This is a genomic window from Flavobacterium sp. (assembly GCF_044357305.1).
Taxonomy (GTDB): Bacteria; Bacteroidota; Bacteroidia; order Flavobacteriales; family Flavobacteriaceae; genus Flavobacterium.
In genome coordinates, this window is the sequence record NZ_JBIKPS010000005.1 from 98,167 (window position 1) to 117,318 (window position 19,152).

Sequence of the window (19,152 nt, forward strand, 5' to 3'; positions counted from 1 at the left end):
CTTTAAACCCGAAACTTTAAACTTTAAACTATTGTTAACAAATAACACTTTTATAAACCATAAAAAATTGTATTTTTACCACTCAAAATTTGAATAGTATAAATGGGTAAAATCATTGCAATAGCCAACCAAAAAGGTGGTGTAGGAAAAACGACTACTTCGGTTAATTTAGCCGCATCACTCGGTGTTTTAGAGAAAAAAGTATTATTAATTGATGCCGACCCGCAAGCCAATGCGAGTTCGGGATTGGGCATTGATGTAGATAGTGTAGAGATTGGAACGTACCAAATTCTAGAGCACAGTAACATCCCAGAAGATGCGATTATTAAATCGTCTTCACCTAATGTTGATGTCATTCCAGCACATATTGACCTTGTTGCCATCGAAATTGAATTGGTAGACAAGGAAAATAGAGAGTATATGCTTAAACAAGCATTAGAAAAAATTAAAGACCAATACGATTACATCTTAATTGATTGTGCTCCATCTTTAGGATTACTTACACTAAACGCTTTAACCGCTGCCGATAGTGTGATTATCCCTATTCAATGCGAATATTTTGCCTTAGAAGGATTGGGTAAATTATTGAATACAATCAAAAGTGTTCAAAAAATTCACAACCCTGATTTAGATATTGAAGGACTTCTTTTAACCATGTACGATTCGCGTTTACGTCTTTCCAACCAAGTGGTAGAAGAGGTTCAAAAGCATTTTAATGATATGGTTTTCAAAACTATCATCCAAAGAAATGTAAAATTGAGTGAGGCTCCAAGTTTTGGAGAAAGTATAATTGCATTCGATGCTACAAGTAAAGGAGCCACCAACTACTTAAACCTTGCAGAAGAGGTTATTCAAAAAAATAGCAAATAATTTATGGCAAAAGCAATAAAAAAACAAGCCTTAGGTCGCGGTTTATCGGCGCTTTTAAAAGATCCAGATAACGACATTAAATCCGTAGACGATAAAAATGCAGATAAGGTTGTAGGAAATATCCTTGAAGTGGATATCGACACGATTGAAATAAATCCGTTTCAGCCAAGAACCAATTTTAATGAAGAGTCTTTGAAAGAATTAGCCTCTTCCATTAAGGAACTTGGGGTTATTCAGCCAATTACCGTTAGAAAATTAGAATTCAACAAATACCAATTGATATCTGGAGAACGTCGTTTGCGTGCTTCAAAATTAGTTGGATTTACAACAATTCCGGCTTACATTCGTATTGCAAATGACAACGAATCGTTAGTAATGGCGTTGGTAGAAAACATACAACGACACGATTTAGATCCTATTGAAATTGCGCTTTCGTACCAACGATTAATTGAAGAAATTCAACTTACACAAGAGCAAATGAGCGAACGTGTAGGAAAAAAACGTTCTACGATTACCAATTATTTACGTCTATTAAAATTAGATCCAATAATTCAAACTGGTATTCGAGATGGCTTCATCAGTATGGGGCACGGACGTGCTATGATTACTATTGAAGACCAAGATATTCAGACGGATATTTACCAAAAAATTGTTAGTCAAAATCTTTCAGTTCGAGATACCGAGGCTTTGGTTAAAAAACACCAAGATGGTTTAAAACCTGCTCCTGCAATAGCCAAACCAAGCGCATCATTTACTATTGAAGAAACCCAAAAGAAAGCGTTTACCAATTTCTTTGGTGCTAAAGTAGAAGTAAAAGTTGCTGGAAATGGCAAGGGAAAAATTGCAATTCCATTCCACTCTGAAGAAGATTTTAATCGAATCATAAAACTAATCAACGGTTAGTGGCTCGGTTTTTTTACATACTCCTTTTTACCTTCCTTTTAGGCAACACTACCCTATTGGCACAAACCGAATTAGGGGAAGATTTACGCGTTACGGATACTGTAAAAAAAACCAAAATCAATATGCTTGCTCCATCTAAGGCTGCTTTTTATTCGGCAGTTTTTCCTGGTCTTGGTCAAGTTTATAATAAAAAATATTGGAAATTACCTTTAGTTTATGGTGCCTTAGGGACTACCATTTATTTCTACATGAGTAACAATAAAAAGTACCATTTGTATAGAGATGCTTACAAGCGAAGACTAGAGGGCTTTACTGATGATGATTATACTTATCTGGATAATGCCCGACTGATTTCGGCTCAAAAATTCTACCAAAAAAATAGAGATTTATCGGCTTTACTTACTGGATTATTTTATGTTTTAAATATTGTAGATGCCAATGTAGACGCGCATTTAATGCAATTTAATGTAAACGATAATCTTACATTTAAACCCGATTTATACCGAAACGAATTCACAACAAAACCAGATTTAGGAATTTGTGTAACTTGGAAATTGTAAAGTTTTCTTAATATTTGTTACAAACCAAACTACACACCAACTAACCTTTAATGAAAATAGCACTACTAGGATACGGAAAAATGGGAAAAGTAATTGAAAAAATTGCTTTAGAACGTGGACATGAAATTGTACTCCGAAAATCTAGCGACACTACTTATTCTGGATTAGAAAATGCCGATGTTGCTATCGATTTTAGCGTTCCTACTTCTGCTGTTGCAAATATTTCAGAGTGTTTAAATTCTGGTATTCCAGTAGTTTCTGGAACAACTGGTTGGCTAGAAGAATATTCAAAAATGGTAGCACTTTGTGAGAACAAAAATGGTTCTTTTATTTATGGTTCTAATTTTAGTTTGGGTGTGAATTTATTTTTTGAATTGAATACTTATTTGGCAAAAATGATGTCGAAATTCAAAAATTATTCTGCTACTATGGAGGAAATTCACCATACCCAAAAATTGGATGCACCAAGCGGAACGGCAATTACATTAGCAAAAGGAATTATCGAAAATTCCGATTATACAAATTGGACTTTGGATAAAAATGCCAAGGATAATGAAATTTACATTGATGCACAACGTATTGAAAATGTACCAGGAACGCATAGTATTTTTTATACTTCGGAAGTGGATACTATAGAAATAAAACATACAGCACATAGTCGTGACGGATTTGCCCTAGGTTCCATCATTGCAGCTGAATGGCTGGTTGGTAAAAAAGGAGTTTTCACGATGAAAGACGTATTAGGAATAGAGAATAGAATATAGAGAAGAGAATATAGAGAATAGAATATAGAGAAGAGAATATAGAGAAGAAAATATAGATTAAAATTATAAACTATGGGATCTAATAGACGTCATAATTATAAGAATTTAAAAATCTGGCAATTAGGAATTGAAATTGCAAACGATGTTTCGGATATATTAGTTGATTTTCCTAAACATGAAAGATATGATTTAAGTTCTCAAATAAGTCGATGTTCTGTTTCAATGCCAAGTAATATAGCCGAAGGATCTTCAAGAACAGATAAATCTTTTAGTCATTTTTTAGATATTTCATTAGGATCCTCATTTGAATTAACAACTCAATTAATCGTTGCAAAACATAGAAAATATATAACAGAAATAATATATCAAAAATTAGAAATAAAAATAGAAGAAATTCAAAGAATGACTATGTCATTCCAAAACGGACTTAATTAGGTCTATTTTCTTTTCTCTATTTTCTATTTTCTTTAACCACAAAAACTAAAAAACTATGAACATTTATCAATGGTTTATCTTTTTTCTTGGAGTTCAACTAATTCATTATTTAGGAACTTGGAAATTATACGAAAAAGCAGGTAGAAAATCCTGGGAGGCAGGAATTCCAATTTACAACTCTATTGTTTTGATGAAAATCATCAATCGCCCAACTTGGTGGACTTTCTTGTTATTTATTCCTATTATTAATTTAATCATGTTTCCTGTAATTTGGGTAGAAATTTTACGCAGTTTTGGTAGAAGATCTACGTTAGATACGTTTTTAGGTATAGTAACTTGTGGACTTTACATTTACTACGTTAATTACACACAAGAAGTCATTTATTCAACTGAAAGAGATACCACCGCTGCAAGTAAAACCGGCGACACGGTTAGTTCGCTTTTGTTTGCAATAATTGTTGCAACTTTTGTACACACGTATTTTATTCAACCCTTTACTATCCCTACGGCATCGTTAGAAAAATCGTTGTTGATTGGCGATTTTCTTTTTGTAAGCAAAATGAATTATGGCGCTAGAGTACCTATGACAACCGTTGCTGCACCGATGGTTCACGATACCTTGCCATTAATTCATACCAAGTCGTATCTTAAATTGCCACAATTGCCTTACTTTAGATTTCCAGGTATTGAAAAAATTAAAAATAACGATATTGTAGTTTTCAACTGGCCAGTAGATACAGTGGAAAAATTCTTCGATACCTCTGGTAGAAAAGCAGATAAACCTGTAGATAAAAAATCGAATTACGTAAAACGATGTGTAGGTATTGCTGGGGATTCCCTAACAATTAAAGATGGAATTATTTTTGTAAATGGCAAGAAACTAATAATTCCTGAAAGAGCAAAACCTCAGTTTTCTTACAAAATGGCAATTGACCCAGCAGTTTCTATTGACTTCGAATCGTTGTTTAAAGAATTGGATATTACCGATAGATATGGAATCAACAATACTAAAGACACCATCTATTTTAGTGCTTTACCAGCGACTAGTGTAGAGCGTTTTAAAAATGTTCCTGGAATTAAATCGGTTACCAGAATCATTCATAAAGAAATAGATAAATCCATTTTCCCACATACAGAAAATTGGAATGTAGATAATTTTGGTCCAATTTATATTCCTCAAGCAGGAAAAACGGTGGCATTAAATTTGGAAACTTTACCTTTTTATAGCAGAATTATTACCGAATACGAAAAAAATAAATTAGAGATAAAAGGTTCCGACATTTATATTAATGGTGCTAAAGCCAATTCGTATACCTTCCAACAAAACTATTATTGGATGATGGGAGACAACCGTCATAACTCGGAAGACAGCCGTTTTTGGGGATATGTTCCAGAAGATCACATTGTAGGAAAACCAATTTTTATTTGGATGAGTTGGGATACAAATGGAGTTGGAATCCTAAATAAAATCCGATGGAACAGATTGTTTACTACAGTAAGTGGTGAAGGGCAGCCACAATCTTACTTTAAATTTTTCTTAGGTTTATTGGCATTGTATTTTGTAGGAGAATATTTCTGGAAAAAACGCAAAGCAGATAAAAAAGTTTAAACGTTTAGGAAGTACTTCTTTAAACAAATTAAACCTTGCATTAATGAACAATATCATAATTCACCCAAGTTATTTTCCTTCTATAAGTCACTATGTTGCTTTAGCAAATGCCGACACAGTGACTTTAGAAATGGAAGATAATTTTCAGAAACAAACCAATCGCAACCGAATGTACATTTATAGTCCGAATGGCATTCAGTTATTGAATATTCCTATAAAACATTCTGATAATGCGCATCAAAAAATACAAGATGTAAAATTGGAAACTGCATTCGATTGGCAAAAACAACATTTCAAATCGCTTGAAGCAGCCTATAGAACTTCTCCTTTTTTCGAATATTTTGAGGATGATTTACGTCCGATTTTCACTAAAAAGCATACTTTTTTAATGGATTTGAATTTACAAACAATGGAACTTGTTTCTAAATGTTTGGGGATGGATTTTACACCTGAAAAAACTACAGAATATTTTCACGAAATAAAGGACAAAACCGATTATCGGAATTTAATTAACGGTAAAAAAGACACTACACAATTAGAGTCGTACAACCAAGTATTTGGCGATAAACATGGTTTTATCAATAACCTTAGTATCTTGGATTTGTTGTTTAACGAAGGACGTTATGCTAAGGATTATTTGAAGAATCAAGTTTCCTTTAAATAGTTAAATAAACACTACTTTATTCTAATTATCTTATCAAAATTCAATTCTGAAAAGTTGCTAATAATCATATCTGCTATAGAATAATCTTGAAGTTTAGTATTGGCACTATCATAACCAATGCAATAAATCCCAGCGGCTTTAGCAGCAAGTATTCCATTAGTACTATCTTCGATAACAATACAATTTGCAATTGGAGTACCGGATAATTTAGCAGCATGCTCAAAAATTGCAGGATGTGGTTTAGAGTTAGGGAAATCTTCACCCGAAACTAAATAAGTGAAATATTGATGTAATCCAAATCGAGTGAAAACTCTATCAATCGTAACGTTAGCCGATGAAGATGCTAAAACAAGTTGCATTCCTTTGCTGTGTAATTCTTTTATTAAATCTTCTACTCCGTCAATTAAACAAAGGTCTTCTTTACAGTCAAAAGCATCGTTAAACAAATTGCGTTTAGTTTCAACCAATGTAGCAACATCTTCTGAAATATCAAAATTTACTTTAAGTTTTTCAAAGGTGTTTTTAGTGGAATTTCCTGTAAAAGAAGCATATAGTTCTGGAGAAACTTCGATGTTCAATTGTTTGAAATGTTGGTTATAGGCATAATGGTGCACTGGTTCGGTGTCTACAATTACCCCATCCATGTCAAAAATTACAGTTTGTATCATGTTTTGTTAAATTATCTAAATTTAATTGAAGATTGAAATAAATAAATTTAAAAAAAACTCCAATTTCTTGGAGTTTTAAAGTATTATTTTTTAACTACTAATCTAAATCCTTCACCATGGATGTTTAGAATTTCTACGTTTGGATCTTCTTTAAGATACTTGCGCAGTTTGGCAATATACACGTCCATACTTCTGGAAGTGAAATAATTATCATCTCTCCATATTTTAGTAAGAGCCAATTCTCTTGGCATTAAATCTTCTACATAAACAGCTAACATTTTTAACAATTCATTTTCTTTAGGAGATAATTTAATTGGTTCATTTCCAGGAAAATCAAGAAAACGAAGTTTAGAGTTCAAATGAAATTTTCCTATTTGAAATTCGAATTGCACATTTTCAGGCTTTACTTCAGAGGATTTTCTAAGCATGATAGCTCTTATTTTCATTAATAAAACTTCTGAATCAAAAGGTTTATTAAGATAATCATCGGCTCCAACTTTGTATCCCTTAAGCACATCTTCTTTCATGGTTTTAGCAGTTAAGAAAACAATAGGCACTTCTTTATTTTTATCACGAATTTCTTTTGCTAATGTGTAGCCATCTTTGTAAGGCATCATAACATCTAAAATACACAAATCGTAAGTGTCTTTTTTAAATTTTTCAAAACCCTCCATACCGTTTTTAGCTAAAGTAACATCAAAGTCGTTTAGCATAAGGTAGTCTTTAAGAATTGCACCAAAATTTTGGTCGTCTTCTACTAATAGTATTTTTTTGTTTTCTGCTTCCATAATCTTTTAATTTATCAATGGTAATTTTATTATAAATATACTTCCTTTTCCTTTTTCGCTTTCAACGAAAATTTGACCGTTATGGTCTTCAACTATTCTTTTTACATACGCCAAACCTAATCCGTGACCTTTAACGTTATGTAAATCACCAGTATGCTCCCGATAGAATTTTTCAAAAATTCTTTTTTGAGCTGCTTTATTCATTCCGGAGCCTTGATCTTTAATTTTAATGAGAATAAAATCATTTACATTCTCGGTGTATATATCAATAACTGGATTTTCGGGTGAATATTTTATTGCGTTGTCTAAAATATTGACTAATACATTGGTAAAATGAACATCATTTAATAAAACGGAAGTTCTATTAGCATTAAAATGTGTTGTTATTTCACCTTGTCGGTCTTCAATAATTAGATGAACGTGCTCTATGGCATCTTCTATTACTTGTTGTACGTCAAGCGATTCTTTAGCGATGTCCAATTCTTTTTTCTCTAGTTTGGATATTCTAAGAACGTTCTCAACTTGGGCATGCATTCTTTTATTTTCGTCTCGAATCATTTGTAGATAACGTAAGACTTTTTCTTTATCGTCAATTACCTTTGGATTTTTAATGGCGTCTAATGCTAAATTGATTGTTGCAATAGGAGTTTTAAACTCGTGGGTCATATTGTTGATGAAATCGGTTTTAATTTCTGAAATTTGACGTTGTTTTATTAATTGATGCAAAGCATTAGCGTATGCAATAATAATAATTAATGTAAAGATTATAGATAATAGTGTAATTCCTAAAATTTCAGAGAACAAAAACTTCTTTTTTTGTGGAAATGTAACCAACAACATATATTTGTTATTTCCATCGTTATCAATAAAAACAGGAATAGAATAAGTTGAATATTTATCATAATAAAAATGTTCTGATTTTATTTTAGTTGCTAATCCATTACTATAGATATCAAATTCAAAAGGGGTTTTGACACCATACTCTATTAATTCATTTTCAAGCAACTTTTGAATCATCTCCTTAGAAACACGATCTTGAATGGAATAATTGGCAGCAATATCTTTGTAGGCAATTTCAAATTGTGCACTTTCTAATAATTCTAAACTACCTGATTTTTCAATTGTTACATCTGGTGTTAATTTATTTTGTATTCCTAAATTATCCAAAGAATTGTTGTTAAAAATCTCTGTTTTTCGTTTTGCTGTAAAATTTTTAATTTTTACACTGTCTGTTTTTTTATCAAAGAACGTCGAAAAAATATCGTAATCTTCGGATATTATGCTATTGGAATAAATTATTGTTTCGTTAGTTTTAGCATTTCGTTGGTAATAACCATATTCCAATAAATCGTTTTTTAGTGGTGCTTTACCCGTGCTATCTTTTAACTTTTTATATTTATTATAAAAAGTGTATTCTTCTTGTTTTTGTAACTTTTGGGATACATTTCCTAAAACTTGTTTAACATGAAATCTAAACTGTTCTTCGTTGTTTTCTAAAGAAGTATTGAACCAATAAACTTGAACAAAAATTATCCCCAATAAAGACAAGCTCATTAATAAAACCAATAACCTAAAAACAAACTTATTCATAATAACAAATTTAGCATTTTAACATTTAACCTGTTAATGTATTAACCAAACATTAACATTGGTTTATTTTTTTATATATCTTTCAATAAATTCAAAATATTGTCCATCTGAATTTTAGTTTGATCAAAATTTTCATTTGTGATTACATATTGGCTTTTAGCAATCCTTTCATCATCCGAAATTTGGTTATTAATACGCTGAAGAACTTTTTCTCTTGTAGATGCATCCCTTTCTAAAACTCTATTAATTCTAGTTTCCATGGGAGCACAGACAGTAATGATTGCATCGCAATCTTTATAACTTCCACTTTCAAAAAGGATAGCAGCCTCCTTAACAAGGTAAGGAAAATTTTTATTATTCCCTACCCATTGTTCAAAATGTTTTTTTACAGCTGGGTGAACTATAGAATTGAGCTGCTTTAATTTATCTGGATTATTAAACACAATAGAAGCTAATTTATCTCTATTTAAAGTATCGTTTTCTCCTAAAATATCGGCTCCAAAAATAGCTACAATTTGACTTATAATTTCTGGAGATGCCATTACTTTTTTTGCTTCTACGTCCGAAATATAAACTGGAATTCCTTTAGATTGAAAATAATTAGCAACAGTTGTTTTTCCGCTTCCTATTCCTCCTGTCAAGCCAATTATCTTTGGTTTGTTAAGATTTTTAAAATCTTCATCAACAATAAAAGGTGACTTTGAAATAGGTGAGGAAATTTGTTTTATTTCTGGAATAATCGGAGAAGTAATTGTACTATCTACATTGGAGTTAATTTTAAAAAACAATTCTGGAAATGCAACTTGAGGTTCTTTTTTAAGAATACTAATTTTAAAAAAAGACTTCAAAAAACCAAAACCGTAGCCAAAAAATTGTTTCCAAACTGCTACAACGGATAGAATTCCTATTAACGGGTTTCTATTTTGGATGGAAGAAACAGTAAAAATTAAGACAAAATAGGCAAAATAAAATTTTAATGCCCAATCAAAAAGTGCGAAAAGCAAAACAAAAGACACAAGGAATCCCAATACAAATAAGGAAGGAAACCAATAGGTTATTTTGCTGTATTCAGGATACCATGAGTTTAATATAGGTCTGGCTTTACCAAATTTAGAAACTTGAATACTGAATTTGTCCCAGTCAATTCTTCGTTTATGATAAACATAAGCAGAAGTGAATAATCGAGTATCATACCCTAATTTCCATAATCGGATGGATAAATCTGGGTCTTCGCCTGGGTGGATGTTTCCGAAACCTTTAGAATCTAGAAATGCTTTTTGGGAAATTCCCATATTGAAACTTCTCGGCTGGAATTTATTTATTTTTTCAGATCCACCTCTAATTCCTCCTGTAGTTAAAAAGGATGTCATAGCAAAATTTATTGCCTTTTGTATATTAGAAAAGGATTTTAATGCTTTATCAGGCCCGCCAAAACAATCTACATAATTGGATTTTAGTTCCTTTTCTACTTCATTTAAATATTGGCTTGGAATGATACAATCCGAATCGAAAATAATAAAATAATCTCCATTCGCTTTTTGCATTCCAAAATTTCTAGAATCTCCAGGTCCTGAATTTTTTTTAAAATAATAAGAAATATTTAAACTGTTGGAATATTTTGCAACAACCTCTTCACAAGTAATAGTCGATCCATCTTCTACAATTACAATCTCATAATCATTTGTATAGGTAGATTGAAGCAAACTTTCTAGTAGTTCTTTTATTTCGTCGGGTCGGTTATAGACAGGTATAATAATTGAAAAATACATTCTGAAAAATTTTAACAAATATACTCTTTCTTAAAAAAAAAGTCCTGCCGAAGCAGGACTTTTAATAAAAAAAATAAATATTTTTTTTATTATTCTTTAATCACTTTGATAGTTTTAACTTGATCTTCAGAAGTTACTTTTACTAAATAAGTTCCAGTAGAAAGAGGTGACATATCTATTTGACCTTGAGTATCATTCATTGTTTTAACAATCATTTCTTGTCCTAATAAATTAATTACCTGAACTTTAGAGATGTTTTGTGAGTACGATAAATTTAATTCATCTTTAACAGGATTTGGATAGTAAGTAAAAGTTTTAGTATCAAAATTAGTATTAGCTAACGAAGCATCGTAAGCTGACAATTGAAAATTGCCATCGACACCAAATGTAGAATTGTATGTCCAAACCCCAATGTACAAAGTAGTTCCCGGTGTCAATGCTGACAAAACAACTTTAGAGAAATTACCATTTCCTGAATCATCATCACATCCAACTTCCATTAAAGAACCACATGTTCCACTAAATACGGATAATACTGAATCCGTCATTGTTGTTCCATCTGTAGTATCCGTTTCAACAGTTAATGTTCCTGAAGCAGGAACAACTACTGTATACCAAACATCATTTTTTCTATTTGTTTGACATGCAAAAGTCAAACCATTCATTGTCAAACCACCAATTGTAGTTCCTATAACAGGAGAATCAGTAAAAACAGATCCTGCAGTTATTGAGATTGCATTCATACAATTGTCATTAGAAGGTGGAGTTGCAAGAGTTGTAAATGAAACAGTTAACCATGCACTATTTGAAGTGGATGAACATTTTGCTCTAACGTGAAAATAATAAGTCGTTAAAGGATTTAATGCTGTAGCACTAAAGCTTATTGAAGTAGTCAATACACCAGCAACAGTTGGATCTGTAGCTATTTCATCTAAAACATATTCGTATCCAGATGGATTGGAAACAGAAGCAGTCCAAGATAAATCGGCACTAGTATCTGTAACTCCAGAAACTGCTAATGGACTTGGTTCAACACAACTTGGAAGTGGCTCCCAAATTACATCATCAATTAATACACTATTTGAAGGAACACCTGTATGTCTAAATGCTAATACTTGATTTGCACCAGGAGTAGTTCCTAAAATTGCAGAAAAATAATCAAATGTATTTGTTGATGTTGTTGTAAAAGTTTGTAATCCAACAAAAGTTGTAGCATCAAAAGGGTCGGTTAAATATCCAACTTCTATAACACCTCCAACTGTGAAATTACTTCTTGCTCTAAAACGAAGTCTATGAGTACCATCACCTGCATTAGAAACAGGTATCATAGAAACTATACCTAAATCGGTAGCGCTCCAGCTAGCAAAATATAAATTATTAGGTTGAGAAGTTGTTGTTCCAGAAGTTTGAACATAGGCACTTCCTCCAGTTCCGACTTTTGCCCAACAAACTGGTAAATCAAGAGAATCATCAAAACTTTCAGAAAAATCGGTTACAGGATTACACAAAGTTGGAAAGCTTACTACTGAACTCCATCCAGAGGTATCTGTTGCACTACAGATTGATCGAACCCAAACATAATAGACTGTTGCAGGTGTTAAAAATGTTAAACTAGTTGTTGTAACTCCAGGAGCCTCGCCTGCAGTTGCAGGGTCTGTTGGAAGTGGAGTAGTGCTAGAGGTTGATAAATAATATTCATATCCAAAAGCTGGATCTGTTACTGAAGTAGTCCAAGAAACAGTAGCTGATGTAGTAGTAATATTAGAAGAAACTAAATTAGTTGGAGCTATACATGTTGGTGGGATACCACAAATTACATATCGTGTTCTACAAGTATTTTGTGAACCACAAGCTCCATCATCTAAACTAGTATAAAACCATATATCACCAGTAACTGTGGCAACCCAGGAAACACTTCCGGTTCCGAAAGTTTCGGCAGTAGCGCCTGAATCCGTACTTATTGTAACAATATCAGTTGTAGCAGAACTTCCAAAAGTATAAGTCTCTCCTTCTACAACAGTTACTACGGAATATTCACTAGCGTAGCCACAAGTTGTAACATTATTTTGAGTTAAACCATCACAAATATCAATTGAATAAATATTTAATGGATACTGACCATTAACGGAAGTTAAACATTGCGCAGACATTAAGGAAGAAAATCCTAACATCAGCAATAAAAAAGTAATTTTTTTCATATGTGTTTGGGTTTTAAAATTAGTATAAGCAAACTTACAAAAAAAAACCCAAAATATTAATTTTGAGCTTAATTTTTGTAATAAAATAAGGGTTTTTTTAATTTCAATTAAACATTTGTTAAAAATCTAACCTATACTCGGTATAGTAACCATTTCATTAGTATCCGCTTCATAATCTACTCCCTCAAATCCAAATCCAAATAAATTTAAGAAATCTTGTTTATAGCCTGCTAGATCCCCTATTTCTGGTAAAGTTTCAGTGGTAGCTTTGGTCCATAAATCCGCAACTTTTTCTTGGACATCGTCACGCATTTCCCAATCGTCTATTCTAATTCTTCCGTTAGCATCCGTTGGAACTTCTTTACCTGAGTATAATCTTTGGCTGTACAAACGTTGGATTTGCTCAATGCAACCTTCGTGAATTCCGTCGGCTTTCATAATTTTATACAATAAAGAAATATACAAAGGAATAACTGGAATAGCGGAACTTGCTTGAGTAACTAAAGCCTTATTAACAGAAACATAGGCTTTTCCGTTAAGATCTTTTAAAGCATCTGTAATAGTAAATGCAGTTGCTTCTAAGTGGTCTTTAGCTCTTCCGATGGTACCTTTTCTATAAACTGCTTCGGTAACCGATGGCCCTATGTAAGAATAAGCTAAAGTAGTTGCTCCAGGAGCCAACAAATTAGCGTCTTTTAAATCATGCATCCACATAGCCCAATCTTCACCGCCCATAACTACAACGGTGTTATCGATATCTTCTTGATTAGCAGGTTCTATAGAAACTTGCGTTACATTACCAGTATGAAAATCAACGGTTTTATTTGTAAAAGTAGATCCAATAGGTTTTAAAGTGGAACGGTGCAAAACACCTGTTTCTGGGTGCATTCGCACTGGAGAAGCCAAACTATAAATAACTAAATCTATCTGACCCAAATCGGCTTTAATAGTGTCTATAACTTGTTGTTTTACTTCTTTTGAAAATGCGTCTCCATTAACACTTTTAGCATACAAACCAGCTTTTTTTGCTTCATTTTCAAATGCTGCCGAATTGTACCATCCAGGAGAAGCAGTTTTACCTTCTGTTGGTGTCTTTTCAAAGAAAACGCCAATAGTAGCAGCGCCACAGCCAAAAGCACTAGAAATTCTAGAAGCTAATCCAAATCCTGTAGATGCGCCAATAACCAAAACTCGTTTGGCACCAGCAATAGGTCCTTTGGATTGTACATATTTTATTTGATTTTTTACGTTTTGCTCGCAACCTTTTGGATGTGCTGTTAAACAAATAAAGCCGCGCATTCTTGGTTCTATAATCATAATTTGAAAATTTCGTGTTTAATAATTACTGCTTTTTTGGGTTCTAAAAACAGCAAACAAATATAAATCTATTTTTTAGTTAAGCAATTCCTTTGCGTGATTTAATGCCGATTCGGATATAGTAGATCCCGAAAGCATTTGTGCAATCTCTATAACTCGCTCATCTTTAGTAAGTAATTTCAATTCGGATTGCGTTTGATTTTCTTTAACCACTTTAAAAACTTTAAAGTGATCTTTTCCTTTTCCTGCTATTTGTGGCAAATGGGTAATGGCAAAAACTTGCATATTGACACTCATTTGTTTCAATATTTCACCCATTTTATGGGCTATTTCACCAGAAACTCCGGTATCAATTTCATCAAAAATTATGGTTGGAAGTTTTGAATATTGCGATAATACCGATTTTACAGCCAACATAATTCGAGACATTTCGCCACCAGATGCTACTTTTTTCAACAAACCAAAATCAGATCCTTTATTGGCTGAAAACAAAAATTGAATTTCGTCTTTTCCATTTGTGAAATAGACTTCCTTAGTAGTTAATTGTATGTCAAATCTTGCATTTACCATACCAAGTGGCTCTAAAATTAGAGCTAATTTATTGGTTAAAATAGGTATTGCTTTTAGTCTATTACTATGAATTTTAACTGCTAAATCATTCAATATTTGTTCAGAAGAAGTAATTTGATTTTCAATAGAACTAATTTCCGATTCTAAAGTGACTACCGAAACTACTTTGGCATCCAAGTTATTTTGAATTTCTAATAATTCTTCCACCGTAATTACTTGGTGCTTTTTTTGAAGTGAATAAATTATTTGCAACTTATCATTGGTTGCTTCTAATTCCTCTGGACTTGAAAACACACTTTCCGATAATTGGTTTAATTCTTTTTCAATATCATCAAACTCAATTAAAACACTTGAAACTCGCTCGTTTAAAGCATTAAATTCAGCTGAAAATGGAGCGATTTTTTGAATAGAAAGTTTAATTTCTTTTAAATTTTGAAGCACTCCAAATTGTTCTTCATTTGCAATAGAAAGTGATTTAAGCAGATTTTCTTTTATAAATTCTACATTATTAAGTTTTTCATACAGTGCTTCTAGTTCTTCTTGTTCTCCCGATTTTAAATTGGCGGCAAGCAATTCCTCCAATAAAAAAGCATTGTAATCTTGCTCTTTTACAACAGATTGCAGCAATTCTTTTTTAGATTTTAATTCGGAATTTAATTTTTTATATTCTTTTAAATTGGAAGTATATTGGGCAATAACTTCCCAATTGGATGCAACCGAATCAATAATTTGAAACTGTACCGCGTCATCCGAAAGTTCTTGAGTTTGGTGTTGCGAATGAATATCAATTAAGTAATTGCTCAATTCCTGCAATTCATTTAAGTTTACTGGAGTATCGTTTATAAAAGCTCTTGATTTTCCGGAAGGAAGAATTTCTCTACGAATGATAGTTTCTTCATCATAATCTAAATCATTAGCTTCAAAAAAAGATTTTAGATTGTAATTTTTTATTTGAAAATGTGCTTCAATAATACACTTTTCTTCTTTATTTTTTAATGAGGATAAGTCGGCACGTTTTCCTAAAACCAAACCTAAAGCACCTAAAAGAATCGACTTTCCAGCACCTGTCTCTCCCGTAATAACTGAAAATCCATCAGAAAATCTAACAGACAATTTTTCAATTAAAGCAAAATTTTCGATGGATAAAGATACAATCATAAAGGGATTACTATTTAATATTAACCCATTTAGAAGAGTTAGTAGGGGAAATTCGAGATAATTTATCTACCAATCCATCTAAAGAAACGCTTGGACCTCCTGTGAATATAGAAACAATTTCGTCTGCTTTAGCATCAAAAAATATTCTTGTTAAATAGGCATTTGGACGAATTTCGTGCAAAGCAACTAAAGTATTTATAGAGTTAATAATAGCTTCTTTAGAGCCTTTTAAATCTTTACTCATGTTGTCCATTCCATTAAAATGGTATTGAAACATAGCCTCACGAAAAGGTTTAAATGTTGCAGACAAAAGATTATTAACTAAATAATATCTATTTTGAATTTTATCGGTTTGTGACCAACCTGCTCCTCCTGAAGGCGCAGCTAAGCTAACAATTTGTTGTGCTGATTGAAAATAATCGGTACCACTATCTAAATCAAAACTTTCTGCATCTACCCCTAAAATAATGTAACTATAAAAAGCTATAGTTGAAATTAAATTGGATTCGTAACTATTTGGACTGTAGAATAAATTTTGAAATTCAGTATATTGAAATGAAAAATCTTTATCATTAATATTTAATAATGGAGTTGTGAAACTAGAATTATAAATTGGTCTAGAACATTGCACTTGGATGTTTGCCTCAAAATTAGTAGCATCGTACGAGTTTAAAGTAATAAACATAGTACAATTAATTTTCTCGGCGGCTTTATAGGTTTTTTCGGTCCAAGCGGTTTTATTTACAAAATCATTCAAAGAAGACTCCAATGTCTTGAATATTTGATTGTTAGTATTTGTTATTTTATCGTAATTAACAATTACTTTGCAATTAAGTTCTTGTCCTTGCACGCTTGCAAAAAAACAAATAATAAGGATACTGAAAATTTTACGCATGATAATGATTTATTACTTTATTTAAAATATCTACTGCTACTGCTTCTTTCAACTTCAATTCCATAGGTTCAATATGGAAATTCTTATCGATAAAAGTTACTTTATTGGTTGGTTTTCCAAATCCTGCTCCGACATCTTGAAGTGAATTTAAAACAATCAAATCTAAGTTTTTTTTCTGAATTTTCAACTTTGCATTTTCAATTTCATTTTCAGTTTCTAAAGCAAATCCAATTAAAAATTGATTTTTCTTTGCTTTTCCTAAAGCTGCCAATATATCTTTGGTTTTTTCTAATTCAATTGAAAAAGACTCTTCTGTTTTTTTTATCTTTTGATTTGCAACAAATTTTGGCTTATAGTCGGCAACTGCTGCTGCTGCAATTACTACATCCATAGCTTCGTAATGCTCTAAACATTTGTCATACATTTCTTCGGCAGAAACTACTTTAATTAATTGAATTAAATTGTTTTTTACCGTAATACTATTTGGACCTGAAACTAAAATAACTTCGGCACCAAGATTTACAGCAGCTTCTGCTATGTCATAACCCATTTTTCCAGAGGAATGATTACCTATAAAACGCACGGGATCTATTGCTTCGTATGTGGGACCTGCAGTAATTAGTATTTTTTTTCCTTTTAGAGGCAATTTACTAGATAAATCGGCCTCTAAGAAAGCAATAATATTTTCTGGTTCAGCCATTCTGCCCTCTCCAGTAAGACCACTTGCCAATTCTCCAGTTTCTGCTGGAATAAGAATATTTCCAAATTTATGCAATCTATTAAATGATGCAATTGTGGAAGGATGTTTGTACATATCCAAATCCATTGCAGGAGCAAAATAAACTGGGCATTTTGCCGATAGATACGTGGCAATTAATAAATTATCGCAATTGCCATTTACCATTTTAGATAGTGTATTGGCTGTTGCTGGCGCAATAATCATAATTTCTCCCCAAAGTCCTAACTCCACATGATTATTCCATTTAGAACCTTCTTCCTCATTATAAAATTTGGAATATACCGGATTTTTGGATAAAGTAGAAAGCGTTAAGGGGGTAATAAAATCTAAAGAAGCAGGTGTCATTATCACTTGGACATGAGCACCTGCTTTTATAAATAACCGAACCAAGGCTGCTGTTTTATAAGCGGCAATACCACCAGAAATTCCCAGTATTATTTTCTTACCACTTAAAACAGACATAGTTCTTTATTATTTGTTAGTCTATTTATAAAAAATCTTCCCGTCTAACCATTCTTGCACTGCAAGAGCATGAGGTTTTGGAAGTTTTTCATAAAATTTAGACACTTCAATTTGTTCTTTGTTTTCAAATACTTCTTCTAAACTATCGTTATAAGTAGCAAATTCTTCTAATTTTTCAATCAATTCTTTTTTAATTTCCGAATTAATTTGATTTGCTCTTTTAGCAATAATAGTTATCGCCTCATAAACATTACCGGTTGGCTCTTCAATAATATTTTTATTATACGTTATTGTGTTTACTGGTGCAGTGGTCTTCTTTAAATCCATGGACATTTTTATTTAGAAAATTGTTGTAAATCTTTATCAATATTAGCTAACATTTCATCAGCTTTTGTTTTAAATTTTGAATCTGCTTTAAATTTTGTCAAACTAGTATAAGCTAATTTTGCGCTTCTTAATCGATCTTCCATTTTAGATGGAATACTATTTATAGCTAATTTATAAGCTGAATCGAACTTATAGTATAATGCTTCTTCTTTAAACGGAGTTCCTGGAAAATCAGAAATAAAATTATCAAAAGCTATTTGTGCAGCTTTAAAATCGGAAATAGTATTATATTGTTTAGCATTTTCAAATGCTTTCTTTTCAATTTTATAACGCAACCCTTTCACTAAAGCATTTGCTTCCGGTAAATAAGTTGAGTTTGGATAGGTGTCAATAAAATTTTGCAATTTATCCACGGCTTTATCTGTATCGGTTTGATCTAAGCTATATACAGGCGATAGTTTGGTATAACATTGTGCTCCCAGAAAAAGAGCTTCTTCTTGTTTTTCACTTTTTGGATAACTAGAAGCAAAACTTTCAAATTGGTAGCCAGCTAGGTAATATTGTTTGGTTTTGTAATAGGCTTGCGAATACATATAAAACAATTTCTCCGCTTGTGGTTTTCCTTTATAGGAAGGAGCTATTTGCTCAAACAATCGAATCGCTTTTTCGTGTTTTCCTTTTTCGTACAATTTAACAGAAACAGTGTATTTTTCAGCAATATCTTCTGATTTTAATGCTTTTTGATATTCGCTACACGACGAAAATAAAACAACTAATACTATAAGTGAAACAATTTTTTTCATTTTTATTTTTATGAATGCAGTTTTAATTCAGAATTATTAGTCCTTAAAAAACGAACTGCAAAA

18 protein-coding genes and 1 pseudogene are annotated in these 19,152 nt (G+C 31.9%); 7 read left to right on the forward strand and 12 right to left on the reverse strand.

What is annotated here, in order from left to right:
* Positions 1–102 precede the first annotated feature (102 nt).
* The 7 genes from ACIQ2J_RS05490 (at position 103) to ACIQ2J_RS05520 (ending at position 5,805) form a co-directional block, all read left to right on the forward strand.
* On the forward strand, positions 103–870 hold the full coding sequence (locus tag ACIQ2J_RS05490) for a ParA family protein (RefSeq protein WP_396167392.1): 768 nt from the start codon (positions 103–105) through the stop codon (positions 868–870).
* A 3-nt stretch (positions 871–873) separates the two neighbouring features.
* Complete coding sequence (locus ACIQ2J_RS05495; RefSeq protein ID WP_396167393.1) at positions 874–1,773, forward strand: ParB/RepB/Spo0J family partition protein; 900 nt, start codon at positions 874–876, stop codon at positions 1,771–1,773.
* 56 nt (positions 1,774–1,829) lie between these two features.
* Positions 1,830–2,333, forward strand: a complete 504-nt coding sequence (locus ACIQ2J_RS05500) for a DUF5683 domain-containing protein (RefSeq protein ID WP_396167394.1) — start codon at positions 1,830–1,832, stop codon at positions 2,331–2,333.
* 50 nt (positions 2,334–2,383) lie between these two features.
* Positions 2,384–3,097: a 4-hydroxy-tetrahydrodipicolinate reductase gene (gene dapB / locus ACIQ2J_RS05505; protein WP_396167395.1), complete on the forward strand. Its 714-nt coding sequence runs from the start codon at positions 2,384–2,386 to the stop codon at positions 3,095–3,097.
* Between the two features lie 72 nt (positions 3,098–3,169).
* Positions 3,170–3,532, forward strand: a complete 363-nt coding sequence (locus tag ACIQ2J_RS05510) for a four helix bundle protein (RefSeq protein WP_396167396.1) — start codon at positions 3,170–3,172, stop codon at positions 3,530–3,532.
* A 55-nt stretch (positions 3,533–3,587) separates the two neighbouring features.
* A complete protein-coding gene (lepB, locus tag ACIQ2J_RS05515) occupies positions 3,588–5,141 on the forward strand; it encodes a signal peptidase I (RefSeq protein WP_396167397.1) in 1,554 nt (517 codons plus the stop codon).
* Between the two features lie 43 nt (positions 5,142–5,184).
* Positions 5,185–5,805, forward strand: coding sequence for a WbqC family protein (locus ACIQ2J_RS05520; RefSeq protein ID WP_396167398.1), 621 nt, complete (start codon positions 5,185–5,187; stop codon positions 5,803–5,805).
* A gap of 11 nt (positions 5,806–5,816) precedes the next feature.
* Here the strand turns inward: ACIQ2J_RS05520 and ACIQ2J_RS05525 are convergent, their stop codons facing one another.
* The 12 genes and pseudogenes from ACIQ2J_RS05525 to ACIQ2J_RS05580 all read right to left on the reverse strand — a co-directional run bounded on the left by ACIQ2J_RS05525 (position 5,817) and on the right by ACIQ2J_RS05580 (position 19,089).
* Positions 5,817–6,473, reverse strand: coding sequence for an HAD family hydrolase (locus ACIQ2J_RS05525; RefSeq protein WP_396167400.1), 657 nt, complete (start codon positions 6,471–6,473; stop codon positions 5,817–5,819).
* Positions 6,474–6,556: 83 nt separating this feature from the next.
* The gene (locus tag ACIQ2J_RS05530) at positions 6,557–7,261 is read right to left on the reverse strand and encodes a response regulator transcription factor (RefSeq protein WP_396167401.1); all 705 of its coding nucleotides are present in this window, start codon (positions 7,259–7,261) and stop codon (positions 6,557–6,559) included.
* A 6-nt stretch (positions 7,262–7,267) separates the two neighbouring features.
* On the reverse strand, positions 7,268–8,851 hold the full coding sequence (locus tag ACIQ2J_RS05535) for a sensor histidine kinase (protein WP_396167402.1): 1,584 nt from the start codon (positions 8,849–8,851) through the stop codon (positions 7,268–7,270).
* A 71-nt stretch (positions 8,852–8,922) separates the two neighbouring features.
* Entirely contained in the window at positions 8,923–9,639 is a 717-nt protein-coding gene (gene coaE, locus ACIQ2J_RS05540) for a dephospho-CoA kinase (protein WP_396167458.1), read from the reverse strand.
* A pseudogene (locus ACIQ2J_RS05545) lies at positions 9,625–10,620 on the reverse strand (glycosyltransferase); the annotation flags it as partial. The gene coaE and the pseudogene ACIQ2J_RS05545, both read right to left, overlap by 15 nt.
* Before the next feature lie 89 nt (positions 10,621–10,709).
* Positions 10,710–12,818 carry a T9SS type A sorting domain-containing protein gene (locus tag ACIQ2J_RS05550; protein WP_396167403.1) on the reverse strand — a complete coding sequence of 703 codons (2,109 nt, stop codon included), beginning with the start codon at positions 12,816–12,818 and terminating at the stop codon, positions 10,710–10,712.
* Between the two features lie 126 nt (positions 12,819–12,944).
* Complete coding sequence (fabV, locus tag ACIQ2J_RS05555; protein WP_396167404.1) at positions 12,945–14,135, reverse strand: enoyl-ACP reductase FabV; 1,191 nt, start codon at positions 14,133–14,135, stop codon at positions 12,945–12,947.
* Between the two features lie 75 nt (positions 14,136–14,210).
* A complete protein-coding gene (gene recN, locus ACIQ2J_RS05560; RefSeq protein WP_396167406.1) occupies positions 14,211–15,863 on the reverse strand; it encodes a DNA repair protein RecN in 1,653 nt (550 codons plus the stop codon).
* Positions 15,864–15,873: 10 nt separating this feature from the next.
* Positions 15,874–16,758 (reverse strand): DUF4835 family protein, encoded by an 885-nt coding sequence (locus tag ACIQ2J_RS05565; protein ID WP_396167407.1) that lies wholly within the window; start codon positions 16,756–16,758, stop codon positions 15,874–15,876.
* A complete protein-coding gene (coaBC, locus tag ACIQ2J_RS05570; RefSeq protein ID WP_396167409.1) occupies positions 16,751–17,959 on the reverse strand; it encodes a bifunctional phosphopantothenoylcysteine decarboxylase/phosphopantothenate--cysteine ligase CoaBC in 1,209 nt (402 codons plus the stop codon). Before coaBC ends, ACIQ2J_RS05565 begins: the two co-directional genes overlap by 8 nt.
* A gap of 21 nt (positions 17,960–17,980) precedes the next feature.
* Positions 17,981–18,286: a DNA-directed RNA polymerase subunit omega gene (locus ACIQ2J_RS05575; RefSeq protein WP_396167410.1), complete on the reverse strand. Its 306-nt coding sequence runs from the start codon at positions 18,284–18,286 to the stop codon at positions 17,981–17,983.
* 8 nt (positions 18,287–18,294) lie between these two features.
* Positions 18,295–19,089 (reverse strand): outer membrane protein assembly factor BamD, encoded by a 795-nt coding sequence (locus tag ACIQ2J_RS05580; protein WP_396167411.1) that lies wholly within the window; start codon positions 19,087–19,089, stop codon positions 18,295–18,297.
* Between the last annotated feature and the right edge of the window lie 63 nt (positions 19,090–19,152).